Origin of the sequence: Aeromicrobium halocynthiae (assembly GCF_039531385.1) — a bacterium.
GTDB classification, from domain to species: domain Bacteria; phylum Actinomycetota; class Actinomycetes; order Propionibacteriales; family Nocardioidaceae; genus Aeromicrobium; species Aeromicrobium halocynthiae.
On the sequence record NZ_BAAAPY010000001.1, the window covers coordinates 388,628 to 401,185 of the forward strand.

At 72.8% G+C, this 12,558-nt stretch carries 14 protein-coding genes; 8 read left to right on the top strand and 6 right to left on the bottom strand.

Annotation, left to right across the window (positions count from 1 at the left end; all coding sequences use genetic code 11):
- Nucleotides 1–10: 10 nt before the first annotated feature.
- Nucleotides 11–922 (bottom strand): YihY/virulence factor BrkB family protein, encoded by a 912-nt coding sequence (locus tag ABD213_RS01905; protein WP_344323621.1) that lies wholly within the window; start codon nucleotides 920–922, stop codon nucleotides 11–13.
- A gap of 124 nt (nucleotides 923–1,046) precedes the next feature.
- Between ABD213_RS01905 and ABD213_RS01910 the strand changes: the two genes are divergently transcribed.
- The 4 genes from ABD213_RS01910 to ABD213_RS01925 all read left to right on the top strand — a co-directional run bounded on the left by ABD213_RS01910 (nucleotide 1,047) and on the right by ABD213_RS01925 (nucleotide 4,561).
- A complete protein-coding gene (locus ABD213_RS01910) occupies nucleotides 1,047–1,676 on the top strand; it encodes a hypothetical protein (RefSeq protein WP_344323623.1) in 630 nt (209 codons plus the stop codon).
- A gap of 268 nt (nucleotides 1,677–1,944) precedes the next feature.
- Nucleotides 1,945–3,624, top strand: coding sequence for a nitrite/sulfite reductase (locus tag ABD213_RS01915; protein WP_344323625.1), 1,680 nt, complete (start codon nucleotides 1,945–1,947; stop codon nucleotides 3,622–3,624).
- Nucleotides 3,621–3,806, top strand: coding sequence for a hypothetical protein (locus ABD213_RS01920; protein WP_344323627.1), 186 nt, complete (start codon nucleotides 3,621–3,623; stop codon nucleotides 3,804–3,806). Before ABD213_RS01915 ends, ABD213_RS01920 begins: the two co-directional genes overlap by 4 nt.
- Complete coding sequence (locus ABD213_RS01925) at nucleotides 3,803–4,561, top strand: sirohydrochlorin chelatase (RefSeq protein ID WP_344323629.1); 759 nt, start codon at nucleotides 3,803–3,805, stop codon at nucleotides 4,559–4,561. Before ABD213_RS01920 ends, ABD213_RS01925 begins: the two co-directional genes overlap by 4 nt.
- Nucleotides 4,562–4,580: 19 nt before the next feature.
- Here ABD213_RS01925 and ABD213_RS01930 read toward each other — a convergent pair whose 3' ends face one another.
- A complete protein-coding gene (locus tag ABD213_RS01930) occupies nucleotides 4,581–5,411 on the bottom strand; it encodes a PPK2 family polyphosphate kinase (RefSeq protein WP_344323632.1) in 831 nt (276 codons plus the stop codon).
- 75 nt (nucleotides 5,412–5,486) lie between these two features.
- On the opposite strand from ABD213_RS01930, the gene ABD213_RS01935 reads away from it, so the two are divergent.
- Entirely contained in the window at nucleotides 5,487–6,161 is a 675-nt protein-coding gene (locus tag ABD213_RS01935) for a dihydrofolate reductase family protein (RefSeq protein ID WP_344323634.1), read from the top strand.
- 15 nt (nucleotides 6,162–6,176) lie between these two features.
- Here the strand turns inward: ABD213_RS01935 and ABD213_RS01940 are convergent, their stop codons facing one another.
- Nucleotides 6,177–7,010 (bottom strand): SGNH/GDSL hydrolase family protein, encoded by an 834-nt coding sequence (locus ABD213_RS01940; protein ID WP_344323636.1) that lies wholly within the window; start codon nucleotides 7,008–7,010, stop codon nucleotides 6,177–6,179.
- A 90-nt stretch (nucleotides 7,011–7,100) separates the two neighbouring features.
- On the opposite strand from ABD213_RS01940, the gene msrB reads away from it, so the two are divergent.
- Nucleotides 7,101–7,502, top strand: a complete 402-nt coding sequence (gene msrB / locus ABD213_RS01945) for a peptide-methionine (R)-S-oxide reductase MsrB (protein WP_344323638.1) — start codon at nucleotides 7,101–7,103, stop codon at nucleotides 7,500–7,502.
- Here the strand turns inward: msrB and hemQ are convergent, their stop codons facing one another.
- Genes hemQ through hemE form a run of 3 tightly spaced genes read right to left on the bottom strand, consistent with a single transcriptional unit; the run spans nucleotide 7,503 to nucleotide 10,631 of the window.
- Nucleotides 7,503–8,207, bottom strand: coding sequence for a hydrogen peroxide-dependent heme synthase (hemQ, locus tag ABD213_RS01950; protein WP_344323640.1), 705 nt, complete (start codon nucleotides 8,205–8,207; stop codon nucleotides 7,503–7,505).
- A gap of 7 nt (nucleotides 8,208–8,214) precedes the next feature.
- Complete coding sequence (gene hemG, locus ABD213_RS01955; RefSeq protein ID WP_344323643.1) at nucleotides 8,215–9,567, bottom strand: protoporphyrinogen oxidase; 1,353 nt, start codon at nucleotides 9,565–9,567, stop codon at nucleotides 8,215–8,217.
- Entirely contained in the window at nucleotides 9,567–10,631 is a 1,065-nt protein-coding gene (gene hemE / locus ABD213_RS01960; RefSeq protein WP_344323645.1) for a uroporphyrinogen decarboxylase, read from the bottom strand. The genes hemG and hemE overlap by 1 nt, the downstream gene beginning before the upstream one ends.
- Before the next feature lie 87 nt (nucleotides 10,632–10,718).
- Here hemE and ABD213_RS01965 point away from each other — a divergent pair, with 87 nt between their 5' ends.
- Both ABD213_RS01965 and ABD213_RS01970 read left to right on the top strand, forming a co-directional pair.
- On the top strand, nucleotides 10,719–11,297 hold the full coding sequence (locus ABD213_RS01965) for a DUF3000 domain-containing protein (protein WP_344323647.1): 579 nt from the start codon (nucleotides 10,719–10,721) through the stop codon (nucleotides 11,295–11,297).
- The gene (locus ABD213_RS01970) at nucleotides 11,294–12,535 is read left to right on the top strand and encodes an HRDC domain-containing protein (RefSeq protein WP_344323649.1); all 1,242 of its coding nucleotides are present in this window, start codon (nucleotides 11,294–11,296) and stop codon (nucleotides 12,533–12,535) included. Before ABD213_RS01965 ends, ABD213_RS01970 begins: the two co-directional genes overlap by 4 nt.
- Nucleotides 12,536–12,558 lie beyond the last annotated feature (23 nt).

Genomic DNA, 12,558 nt, shown 5'->3' on the forward strand with positions numbered 1-12,558 from the left:
GCGCCGGATCCTACCCAGGTCGTTCCTCGCTCGGAGCGCCCGTGTCCGCTGTCACACCGCCTGGTGTCCGCAGCGCGTCGATCGCGGAGTTCAGGGCGGCGCCGATGAGCACCGCGATGGACAGCACATATAGCCACAGCAGCACGGCGATCGGCGCGGCCAGTGGCCCGTAGATGGACGTGCCGCCCGTGGAGTACCCGAGCGCCCACCGGACGAGGGCACTGCCGGCGACCCAGAGCACCATCGTGAACGCGGCTCCGGGCAGTCCCGAGCGCCACGAGACCCGAACGGGGACGGCGAGGTGGTACAGCGTCGCCAGGAACGCGACCGAGACGAGCAGGACGGCCGGCCAGTAGAGCGGACGCAGGACGCCCAGGCCGTCCGGCGCGATGTCGGCCGCCACCTCCGGTCCGGCGAGCACGAGCGGCACCATGACGATCCCGATGACGAGGGCGACGACGTACAGGGCGAACGACAGGGCCCGCGTCTTGACGATGCCGCGCTCTCCCCCGAGGCCGTACATGATCGTGATGGTGTCGAGGAAGACGTTGAGCGCTCGCGAGCCCGACCACAGGGCGAGGACGAAGCCGATCGAGACGACGTCGATACGACCGGAGGACAGCACGTCGTCGAGGGTCGGTGCGATCACCTCGTCGACGGTGCTCTCGGTGAGCGCGCGGGAGGAGAGCTCCAGGACTCGGTCGCGGAACACGTCGATCTGCGCGACGTCGTAGCGGCGTGCGAAGAAGCCGATCGAGCCGGCCAGCCCGAAGACGAGCGGGGGCAGGGACAAGATGGCGAAGAACGCCGCCTCGGCCGCCAGTCCCGTGACGCGGTTGCTGAAGCAGCGCGAGAACGTCGAGGCCGCGACCCGGGCGACCACGTCGACCGCGCGCCATCTCGACAGCACCGGTCCGGCCATGCGAGCACCGTACTGGGGTGGGGCCGTCGTGGCGGGCAGCGTCGCCGCGCCGCTGCGGACCCGCTCTTCAGCGGACGCGGTACTACGCTGTCGGCACCGTCCGCCGCCCCACCGCAGGAGACCCATGCGCCCGCTCGTGACCGCCGCCGTCCTCCACCTCGTCGGCACCGTCGGCGTGGGACTGTCGCTGGCCGCCTCCGAAGCGACGCTGGCGGCCCTCGCCATGGCCGGGACGCTGAGCCTGCTGGTCTGGTTCGCCGCCTTGCACAGCGACGACGTCGAGTCCGGCCTGCCGCTCGCGAGCAGTGCCGCTCTCGTCGGGCTCACCCTGACCGGTCGCAGCTCCGCGGGCCGTCTGCTGCCCCTGCTCGCGGCCCACCTCGTGGGAGCGACGGCCGGTGGCGTCGCCCTGCTCGGGGCGGGTCGGCTGGTCCCCGACGGCACCCTGGTGTGGGACGAGCCCGCCGTGCTGCCGGCCCTGGTCGCCGCCCTGCTGGTCGGCGTCGTCGCGGCGTGGACCCTGCTGGCGGTCGACGGCGGCGCTCCGGCCGCCTGGTCGTCCGTGCCGGTGGTCGTCGCCGCCGCGACACTCTCGATCGTGCTGGCAGCCGCCGTGAGTCCCGCCATCGTGGTCGGTCTGGCGACAGCCGGGCTCGTCGGCTGGTCGGTCGCCCTGGCGACGGCCGGTGGCGTGCTCGTCGGCGCGGCGATCGGCGTGTTCGCCGCCGGTCTGGCCGCGCCCGTCTCGGAGTGACTCGCGCCACACGCTGCCGGCCCGAGCCCATCATTCGAGCACGGACTATCTGCAGGGTCTCACGATGTGGATGCACCATCCACATCGTGAGATCAGCGCTGGCGTAGAAGTTCAGGAGCCGGACACACTGTCCGCATGCTGATCGCGCACACCGTCTGGCTCGTGGAACGTCTCCACGTCGACCTCGGTCGCTCGCGCACGATGCTGTGTCGCTGACCTCCTCCCGACCTGGCCGATACGGCCCCCCTGCTGCAGGAAGCGACACCGCATGACCTCCGAGACGACCACCCCTGTCCGACCCGCACGCCGTCGACGCGGCGAGGGTCAGTGGGCGCTGGGCTACCGCGAGCCGCTCAACCCGAACGAGCAGTCCAAGAAGGACGACAACCCGCTCAACGTCCGCGCCCGCATCGAGAACGTGTACGCGCACGGCGGATTCGACTCCATCGACCCGGGTGACCTGCGTGGTCGCTTCCGCTGGTGGGGCCTGTACACCCAGCGCAAGCCCGGAATCGACGGTGGCAAGACCGCCACCCTCGAACCGGAGGAGCTCGACGACCGCTACTTCATGCTGCGCGTGCGCATCGACGGCGGCCAGCTCGACGTGGCCCAGCTGCGGGCCGTCGGCGAGCTCTCCACCCAGTACGCCCGCGACACCGCCGACATGACCGACCGGCAGAACGTCCAGTACCACTGGATCGACGTCAAGGACATGCCTGCCATCTGGGAGCGGCTCGAGGGCGTCGGGCTGCACACCCAGGAGGCGTGCGGCGACTGTCCGCGCATCGTCATGGGCTCCCCGGTCGCCGGCATCGCCGAGGACGAGATCATCGACGGCACCGAGGTCATCGAGCGGATCACCCACGACTACATCGGCGACAAGGACCTCTCCAACCTGCCGCGCAAGTTCAAGACGGCGATCAGCGGGCACCCGAGCCATGACGTCGTGCCGCAGATCAACGACGTCGCGTTCGTCGGCGTCGTCCACCCCGAGCACGGTCCCGGCTGGGACGTGTGGGTCGGTGGCGGCCTGTCCACGAACCCGATGCTGGCGCAGCGCCTCGGCGTCTGGGTCTCCTCCGACGAGGCCCCCGAGGTCTGGGCCGGCATCTGCCGTGTCTTCCGTGACTACGGCTACCGGCGACTGCGCTCACGCGCGCGCATCAAGTTCCTCGTCAAGGACTGGGGCGCGGAGAAGTTCCGGGAGGTCCTCGAGACCGAGTACCTCGGCCGCACCCTGGCCGACGGGCCCGCACCCGAGTTGCCCGACGAGCCGGGCGACCACGTCGGCGTGCACCGTCAGAAGGACGGCCGCTACTACCTCGGTCTCGCGCCGGTCGTCGGACGCGTCTCCGGCACCCAGCTCTCCCAGCTGGCCGACGTCGCCGAGAAGTACGGCTCGGACCGCATCCGCACCACCGCGCACCAGAATCTCGTCCTGCTCGACATCCGCGAGGAGGACGTCGAGTCCGCGGTCGCCGACCTCGACGCGATCGGTCTGCAGGCCCGCCCGTCCCGCTGGCGCCAGCACACGATGGCCTGCACCGGCATCGAGTACTGCAAGCTCGCCATCGTCAACACCAAGGACCGGGCCCGCGACCTCATCGACGAGCTGGAGCAGCGCGTCCCCGAGCTGGACACGCCCATCACCGTCAACGTGAACGGCTGCCCCAACTCGTGCGCTCGGATCCAGACCGCGGACATCGGCCTCAAGGGCCAGCTCGTGCTGGACGAGAACGGCGAGCAGGTCGAGGGCTTCCAGGTGCACCTGGGCGGTGCACTCGGCCTGGAGGCCGGCTTCGGCCGCAAGCTGCGCGCCCACAAGGTGACCGGCGCGGAGCTGCCCGATTACGTCGAGAAGCTGTCGCGCACCTACCTCGAGCAGCGCGAGGACGGCGAGTCCTTCGCCCGCTGGGCGGCCCGCGCCGACGAGGAGGTCCTGCGATGAGCGCCCGCGCCGTCCCGTTCCACTGCCCGTTCTGCGGCGACGAGGACCTCCGTCCCCACGGCGAGTCGCACGGCCAGTGGGAGTGCCGCAGCTGTCTGCGCGCCTTCAAGCTCAACTTCATCGGTCTCCTCAACCCCGCCACCACCGACCCGACCCCCTCTGGAAGGAGGACAGCACCATGACCGCACCAGCACTCATCGCCCTGGCGCACGGCAGCCGCGACCCCCGCTCTGCCGCCACCATCACTGCCCTGACGGAGAAGGTCGCGTGCATGCGTCCCGACCTCCGGGTCGAGCCGGCCTTCCTGGACCTCAGCGAGCCGGGCCTCGACGAGGTCGTCGACCGCCTCGTGGCGGAGGGCCATGGCGAGATCGTCGTCGTCCCCCTGCTGCTGACCGAGGCCTACCACGCCAAGGTCGACGTCCCCGAGGCCGTCGCGGCCGCCGCGGAGCGTCACGAGGGAGTGCGGATCGTCGCCACCAAGGTGCTCGGCATCGAGAACACGTTCCTGAACGTCCTCGACCGCCGTCTGCGCGAGGCGCTGCGCGAGCACCGGGTGCGCGAGCTCGACGCGCTCGTCCTCGCCGGTGCCGGCTCGTCCGACCCGGTGGCCAACGCTCTCATCGCCCGCGCCGCACGGGCGTGGGGGTCGCACCACAAGCTCCCGACCATCGCCGCGTTCGCGTCGTCGGCTCCCCCGGCGGCCGGCGAGGCGGTGCGCGCGCACCGTGCCGACGGTCGTCGTCACATCGCTGTGGGCGTCCTGATGCTCGCGCCGGGCTTTCTGCCCGACCGGGTCAAGGAGCTGTCCTACGAGGCCGGGGCCGTGGCCGTCGCCGAGCCGCTCGGCGTGTGCGACGAGGTCGCCGAGACGATCCTCGCGCGCTACGCGGTCGGCGCCGTCGACCTCGTGCCGCTGGAGGCCATGTTCGCCTGACGGGCTGCCTCGACCGGCCTCACGTCCGGTCGAGGCGCTCCCGGGCGGCCTCGACGTCGAACGTCGCCTCGGGCCAGCCGAGGTCGAGCGTCCTCAGGTGCTCGAGCAGCAGGGAGGCGACCGCCCAGTTGCGGTACCACTTGCGTCCGCTGGGCACGACGAACCAGGGCGCGACGTCCGTCGAGCAGCGCTCGAGCACGGTCTCGTAGGCGTCGAGGTACTGCGGCCAGAGCTCGCGGTCGTCGAGGTCGGACGGGTCGAACTTCCAGTGCTTCGTGGGGTCGTCGAGACGAGCGCGCAGACGGTCGGCCTGGACGTCGCGGTCGATGTGCAGCAGGCACTTCACGATCACTCCACCGCCCTCGACGTAGGCGCGCTCGAAGTCGTTGATCGCGTCGTAGCGACGGTCGATCTCCTCGTCGTCCGCGAGCCCACGGACGCGCGCGGCGAGGACGTCCTCGTAGTGGGACCGGTCGAAGAAGACGAGCTGGCCGGGCGCCGGCATCCGTCTTCCGATGCGCCACAGGAAGTCGTGCTCGAGCTCCTCCGGCGTCGGCCGCCCGAACGCGGCGATGCGGACCCCGAGCGGGTCCACCATCCCGGCGACGCCGCGGATCGTGCCGCCCTTGCCGGAGGTGTCCATGCCCTGCAGCACCACCAGCACCGAACGACGTCCACCGCTGACCCCGTCGGCGTGCAGCCGCTCCTGCAGCTCCGAGAGCTCTGCGCCGACGGCAGCGAGGGCCTGCTCCCCCGCCGCCTTGTCGCCGTCGAAGCCGACCGTCTCCCGCGGGTCGAGGTCGGCGAGGGGCGTGTAGGTCCGCAGCAGCGCGGCGAGGGGGTCCGACATGACTCGAGTATGCCCCGCACCCCACGGGTTCCGGCCGTGCTGCCGAGGCCGGCGGCCGGTCCTAGGGTCGAGGTCATGGATCCCGCCCTGTACGCCTACCCGCCGTCCGACCGCGCCTGGGTGCGCAGCAACTTCGTCGCGACGATCGACGGCGCCGTGACCGACGGCGACGGCGTCTCGGGCTCCCTGGGTGGCGACGCCGACCACCGCGCCTTCACGATCATGCGATCGCTGGCGGACGTCGTGCTCGTCGGCGCGGGCACCGCACGCGACGAGGGGTACGGCCCGATCGATCCGGACGACCTCGACCTGTCGCTGCCCGAGGCACGCACGCCCGTGCTGGCGGTCGTCTCCGGCAGCCTGGACCTGCCCGAGCGGCTCCGCACGCCGGGAGTGCTCGTCGTCACGACCACCAGCGCTGACGCCGACGCCGTCGCGGCCCTGGAGTCGTCCGGTGTGGAGGTCCTGCAGCACGGTGACGACGCCATCGACTGGCCCGCGGTCCTGCGCGCGCTCGCCGTCAGAGGGCTCCCCCGCGTCCTGTGCGAGGGCGGCCCCGGCCTGCTCGGCACGCTCGCGCACGCCGACCTCGTCGACGAGGTGTGCCTGAGCATCGCGCCCGTGCTCACCTCCGGGGTGGGCCCGGGCATCACCGCCCACGACGGGCCCCACACCCACCACGACTACACGCTCGCGCACGCCGTCGCCGAGGACGGCACGCTCCTCACGCGGTGGGTCCGCGACCGCTGACCCCTTCCGATCGGCTCAGTCGATCTGCGGCACCGGCGCGTGGTGCCCGAACGGGACGTCGTCGCGCTCGCCCAGCGCCGCGAGCAGCGACGGCAGCATCGCCGCGGCCGTCCGCTTGTAGCCGAGGGCACTGGGGTGGAACCGGTCGAGGCTGAACATCTCGTCGGGGTTGGTGATGAAGAACGGTCCGACGACGTCGGCGAGCGAGACGGCGTAGGCGCCCCGCTCGAGCGCCGCGAGACGTTGCGCCTGGGCGAGCTGGCGGGACGCCCGCGAGCCGAGCGCACGCAGCGGCTGCGGGACCGCGCGCAGCGCCCCGAGGTCGGGACACGTGCCCACCACGACCTCGGCGCCCACCGCCCGGAGCCGGTCGATGCACACCTCGAGTCGCTTGACCGCGTCGCCGACGGGCACCCGGTGCGTGACGTCGTTGCCGCCGACGATCACGACGGCGAGGTCCGGGCGGTAGCCCTCCGGCAGCGAGTCCAGCTGGCCCGCCAGCGCGCTGCTCTCCGAGCCGACGACGGCCGCCGTGCGCAGCCGGACCGAGCGGTCCGTGCCCTTCGCGAGCTTGCGCGCCAGCCGCGCCCCGAGCGTCCCGCGGGCGTCGTCGGCGCCGAGCCCCGCGGCGATCGAGTCGCCCAGCACGAGGAGGTCGATGCGGTCCCCGCGCTTGCTCCGGTAGCTGCGGTCGGCGTCCGGCGCCCGGTGCCCGAGCGGCTGGCCGATCACCGATCTGGCCCGAGCCGCCTGGCGCCGGAGCACGGTCCGGGCGGTGACGGCCGCGACGACCGAGGAGGCGACGAGGGTGCCGGAGACGACGAGGACCGGGCGAGAGACGGAGGGCACCGCGCCGTTGTCCCACGCGGACGTGAACGCCCGGTCACGAACGGCTGAACGTCGCCCTGCCGCACACCGCACGCTCCGTAGACTGGAGCCATGGGTTATGACGTCGAGAAGACCGAGGACGACTGGCGCGACGAGCTGAGCGCCGCCGAGTACCACGTCCTGCGCGAGGCAGGCACCGAGCGTCCCTTCAGCTCCTCCTTCGAGACCGACACCACGAAGGCCGTCTACGCGTGCCGCGCCTGCGGGGCGGAGCTGTTCCGCAGCGACACGAAGTTCGACGCGCACTGCGGATGGCCGGCCTTCTACTCCCCCATGGCCGAGGACCGCGTGGAGTACGTCGAGGACCGCTCGATGTTCTCGGTGCGCACCGAGGTCCGCTGCAAGCGCTGCGGCTCCCACCTCGGTCACGTCTTCGAGGGCGAGGGCTTCGACACCCCCACCGACCAGCGCTACTGCATCAACGGGATCAGCCTGACGCAGGTCCCCGACTGATCAGGGCAGGCGCTGCACCAGGTCGGTGACCTCGTGGCGCCGACCGGTGTAGAACGGGATCTCCTCGCGCACGTGGCGCCGGGCCTGGCTGACCCGCAGGTCGCGCATGAGGTCGACGATGCGGTGCAGCTCGTCGGCCTCGAACGCCAGCATCCACTCGTAGTCACCGAGCGCGAACGACGCGACGGTGTTGGCGCGGACGTCCGGGTAGGGGCGTGCCTGCATGCCGTGCTCGCGCAGCATGTCGCGGCGCTCGTCCTCCGGCAGCAGGTACCACTCGTAGGAGCGGACGAACGGGTAGACGCAGATCCAGTCGCGGACCGTCTCGTCGGCCATGAAGGCGGGCACGTGGGACTTGTTGAACTCCGCGGGGCGGTGCAGCGCCATCTGCGACCAGACCGGGGCCATGCGGGCCCCGACGGCCGTGCGGCGGAAGGCGTTGTACGCGTCCTGCAGGGCCTCGGCGGACTCGGCGTGCCACCAGATCATGACGTCGGCGTCGGCGCGCAGCCCGCTGACGTCGTAGAGCCCGCGCACGACGACGTCGTCCCCGGCCAGGCGCTCGACGAGCCCGACCACCTCGGCGGCCTCGGCGTCGCGGTCCGCGTCGCCGAACGGGAGGTCGAGGCGGAAGACCGACCACATGGCGTAGCGGATGGTCTCGTTGATCTCCTTGGCCAGCTTGCCCTGGTTCGGAACGCTCATGGGTCCATCATCCCAAGTCCGACCCAGCGAGCACGCGCCGGGCGGCGGCCTGCGCGGAGGCGATGACGGCGGGGATGCCGACGCCCTCGTAGGCCGCGCCGCACACCTCCAGGCCGGGGACCTCGGTGACCGCGAGGTGCACGCGCTCGACGAGGTCGCGGTGGCCGACGTCGTACTGGGGCAGCGCACCGCCCCACCGCTGGACGTGGGACTCCAGGACCGGTGGGAGGGTGCCGAGCGCTGCTCGCAGGTCGGTCGTCGCCGCCTCGACGAGGTCGGCGTCGGGACCGAGCAGCATGCCGGTCTCCCCCGCCCGGCCGATCGAGGCGCGCACGACGCTGCGCCCCTCGCCGGCGGAACCCCCGACGCGCTCCGCGAGCCAGCCCCACTTGCGCGAGGAGAAGGTGGCGCCCTTGATCGCCGTGCCGTCGACCGGCGGGACGAGGAACCCCGAGACGTCGGCATCGACCGGACCGTCGAGCAGCAGGGTGATCACCGCCATCGACGCGTACTCGACACCCGCGAGGGCGAACGCCGCCTCGGGCGCGACGTCACCCAGCAGCCGAGCGGTGGCCGGGGCGGGCGTGGCCAGCACGACGGCGTCGACGTGCTCGGTGGTCACGTCGACCGTGGGTCCGTGGTGGATGGCCCAGCCGTCGCCGCTGCGCTCGACGGCGCGCACGACGGCGTCGGTCCGCACCGCGAACCGACCGGCGGAGACGATCGCCTCCGGGAGCCGTCCCATCCCTCCGACGAGGCCGGCGAAGACCGGTCCGGTGGCCGTCGGGGTCTCCCGCGAGCGGGCGGCGCCGCTGAGCGGGTCCGAACCGAGAGCGGCGATCTGCGGTGCCGCCGCCTGGAGCGACAGGCGGTCGGCGTGACCGGCGTACACGCCACCGAGCAGCGGCTCGACGAGCCGATCGACCACCTCACGGCCGACGCGGGGCGTGAGGAACTCGGCCACGCTCACGTCGTGGCTCGGGACCGGCTCGGCGTGAGCCCGGGGCCGCTCCGCGACGATGCCGGACTCGGCCAGCGCGTCGAGGTCGCTCGGCACGCCGAGCACCGTGGGAGGCATGGGTCGCAGGGCGCCGCGGGTCCAGATGGCCGCGGTGAGGGTCTCGGGGTGGGCGAGCTGTTCGCCCAGGCCGACGCGCCGGGCGAGGTCGACGCCCTCGGGGCGCCGCGCGAGCATCGCCTCCGCGCCGAGATCGACCTCGACGTCGCCGACGCTGCCCACCAGCAGCTTGCCGCCGACCCGAGACGACCCTTCCAGCACCACCACGTCGGCACCGGCCTGCGACAGGTCGAGCGCAGCGGCCAGCCCTGCGACGCCTGCGCCGACGACCGCGACCCGCATCAGCCGTGCCCGTGCACGAAGTCGACGAGCCGGGTCAGCGCGTCGGGGTCGGTGGGAGGCAGGACGCCGTGGCCGAGGTTGAAGACGTGGCCGGGCGCTGCCTTGCCCTGCTCGATGACGCGCGCCGCGTGGGCGTGGACGACCTCCGTCGGTGCGAACAGCAGCGTGGGGTCGAGGTTGCCCTGGACCGCCCTGTCGGGTCCGATCCGATCCACCGCCTCGTCGAGGGGGACCCGCCAGTCGACGCCCACGACGTCGGCGCCGACCTGGCCCATCTCGTGCAGGAGCTCACCGGTCCCGACGCCGAAGTGGATGCGGGGGACGCCGAGGTCCGTCACGCCCTCGAGGACCGTCCGCGAGTGCGGGGCGACGAACTCCTGGTAGTCCGCGAGGGACAGAGCCCCGGCCCAGGAGTCGAACAGCTGCACCGCCGACGCCCCTGCCTCGACCTGCTGGCGCAGGAAGTCACGCGCGATCAGCGCGAGGCGGCCGGCGAGGTCGTGCCACAGGTCCGGGTCGCCGTGCATGAGCTGCTTCGTGAGGCGGTGGTCGCGGGACGGGCCGCCCTCGACGAGGTAGGAGGCCAGGGTGAACGGTGCGCCGGCGAACCCGATCAGCGGCGTGGACCCGAGCTCGCGGACGAGCTCGCGCACCGCCGCGGTGATCGGCTCGACGTCGCCGTCCTCGACCGGCCGCAGCTGGTCGAGCTGCTCACGGGCGCGGATGGGCTCGGCCACGACCGGCCCGGTGCCGGGCACGATGTCGAGGTCGACACCGATCGCCTTGAGCGGGACGACGATGTCGGAGAAGAAGATCGCAGCGTCGACGCCGTGGCGCCGCACCGGCTGCATCGTGATCTCGACGACGAGGTCGGTGCGAAAGCACGAGTCGAGCATCGCGACGCCCTCGCGCACCGCCCGGTACTCCGGCAGCGAGCGACCGGCCTGGCGCATGAACCACACGGGAGTGTGCCGCGGCGTGCCTCCACGGCAGGCCTGCAGGAAGGGGCTGTCCGCGAGCGGGTCGGCTGAGGTGGCGGCGAGGTCGGGCGTCGATGGCGTCACGACGGCGATTCTCTCAGGGTCCACATGAGCCGATCCGGCCGGAGTGTCGTCGCGGACAGGGCGTCCGCTTGCGCCTACGATCGCCAGGTGGGTGTCCATCGGGAGATCGACCAGAATCCTCCGGCCTTCGAGACCGCCATCGAGCTGCTCAGGGCGGCACCGCTGCGCCCCGAGATCGCCGTCTCCGTCATGCCGGCGCCGCAGCGCATCGCCCCGTACGCCATCGCGCTCAGCGGCGAGGTGACGGTCCGCGGCGACGACCTCGCGACCGGTCGGTTCATCCTGTTGCACGACCCCGCCGGTCACGACGCCTGGGCAGGCACCTTCCGCTGCGTGACGTTCGCACGCGCGGACGTCGAGCCCGAGATGGCGGCCGACCCGTCGCTGCCGACGGTCGGCTGGAGCTGGCTCACCGACGCCCTCGACTCCCGCGGAGCCCGGCACGCCGCGGCGAGCGGCAGCGTCACGGTCGTCACCACCGAGACCTTCGGCGAGATGAGCGAGGACGACGGCGACGCCCAGATCGAGGTCCGCGCGTCGTGGACGCCCGACGGCGACGTGGGCGAGCACCTGAGCGCCTGGTCAGAGCTGCTGTGCGCGATCGCCGGCCTGCCACCTCTGGCGCCCGGCGTCGTGCCGATGGTCCGCCCGCGGAGCAGCCGTTGAGCCCCGTCCAGGAACCGGCCGACGGGCAGCCCGAGGAGGCACCCGCCGCGCCGCTGCCCCGCTTGGCGCTGCGCGAGCCGCTCGGTGACGTCATCGACGACAACGACTCCTACGCCGCCTACTGCGCGCAGATCACCGTGGGCACCGGGCCCGTGGCGCTCGACGCCGAGCGGGCCTCCGGCTACCGCTACTCCCAGCGTGCCTACCTCGTGCAGGTGCGTCGTGAGCACGCCGGCACCGGCCTGATCGATCCCATCGCCTTCCCCGACCTGCGCGACCTCGGGGAGGCGATCGGCGATGCCGAGTGGATCCTGCACGCCGCCACCCAGGACCTCCCCTGCCTGGCCGAGGTGGGGCTGCACCCGAGCCGTCTCTTCGACACCGAGCTCGCCGGGCGGTTGCTCAACCTGCCGCGCGTCGGGCTCGCGACCCTCGTCGAGCACTACCTCGGGATGAGCCTGGCCAAGGAGCACTCGGCCGCCGACTGGTCCACCCGTCCCCTGCCTCGCCCGTGGCTGGAGTACGCCGCCCTCGACGTGGAGGTCCTGGTGGAGCTGCGCGACCTCATCGAGGCCGACCTCGAGCGTGCCGGCAAGCTCGAGTGGGCCCACCAGGACTTCGAGGCGCTGCTGAGCTTCAGCGGCCACGGCCCGCGCGAGGACCCCTGGCGGCGCACCTCCGGGATCCACCGAGCCCGGGGCCGACGCATGCTCGCCCACGTCCGTGCTCTGTGGGAGGCGCGCGACGCCATCGCCCAGGAGCGCGACACGACGCCCGGGCGCATCCTTCCCGACGCCGCGCTCATGGAGGTCGCCAAGGCCTCCCCCCAGGACGCGGCGTCGCTGCGGGCACTGCCGGCGATGCGCGGGCGCGGTCCGCGCCGCTTCCTCGAGCAGTGGCTCGACGCCGTCCGCGAGGCCGCCGCACTGCCCGAGGACGAGCTTCCCCTCGCCTCGCCGCGCGGCGACGGTCCCCCGCCGCCGCGCGCATGGGCCGACCGGCACCCCGAGGCCGCCGCCCGCCTGGCGGCCGCTCGCGACGTCGTCGCCCGCCTGTCCTCGGAACACGACGTGCCGGCGGAGAACCTCATCACCCCGTCCGTCGTGCGTGCGCTGGCCTGGGAGCCGCCGTCGCCGGTCACCGTCGTCTCGGTCGGCGACGCGCTGCTGGCCGCGGGTGCTCGACCGTGGCAGGTCGACCTCGTCGTCACCCCCCTCGCCGAGGCGCTCGGCGCCTGAGGTCGTCGGGCGCAGCCGCGAGC

Bases quoted from the DNA above. Each gene is read 5' to 3' on its own strand.
- ABD213_RS01915 (WP_344323625.1), top strand. From the start codon at position 1,945: ATGACCTCCGAGACGACCACCCCTGTCCGACCCGCACGCCGTCGACGC.
- msrB (WP_344323638.1), top strand. From the start codon at position 7,101: ATGGGTTATGACGTCGAGAAGACCGAGGACGACTGGCGCGACGAGCTG.
- hemG (WP_344323643.1), bottom strand. From the start codon at position 9,567: ATGCGGGTCGCGGTCGTCGGCGCAGGCGTCGCAGGGCTGGCCGCTGCG.
- ABD213_RS01925 (WP_344323629.1), top strand. From the start codon at position 3,803: ATGACCGCACCAGCACTCATCGCCCTGGCGCACGGCAGCCGCGACCCC.
- ABD213_RS01920 (WP_344323627.1), top strand. From the start codon at position 3,621: ATGAGCGCCCGCGCCGTCCCGTTCCACTGCCCGTTCTGCGGCGACGAG.
- ABD213_RS01935 (WP_344323634.1), top strand. From the start codon at position 5,487: ATGGATCCCGCCCTGTACGCCTACCCGCCGTCCGACCGCGCCTGGGTG.
- ABD213_RS01930 (WP_344323632.1), bottom strand. From the start codon at position 5,411: ATGTCGGACCCCCTCGCCGCGCTGCTGCGGACCTACACGCCCCTCGCC.
- ABD213_RS01905 (WP_344323621.1), bottom strand. From the start codon at position 922: ATGGCCGGACCGGTGCTGTCGAGATGGCGCGCGGTCGACGTGGTCGCC.
- hemQ (WP_344323640.1), bottom strand. From the start codon at position 8,207: ATGAGCGTTCCGAACCAGGGCAAGCTGGCCAAGGAGATCAACGAGACC.
- ABD213_RS01910 (WP_344323623.1), top strand. From the start codon at position 1,047: ATGCGCCCGCTCGTGACCGCCGCCGTCCTCCACCTCGTCGGCACCGTC.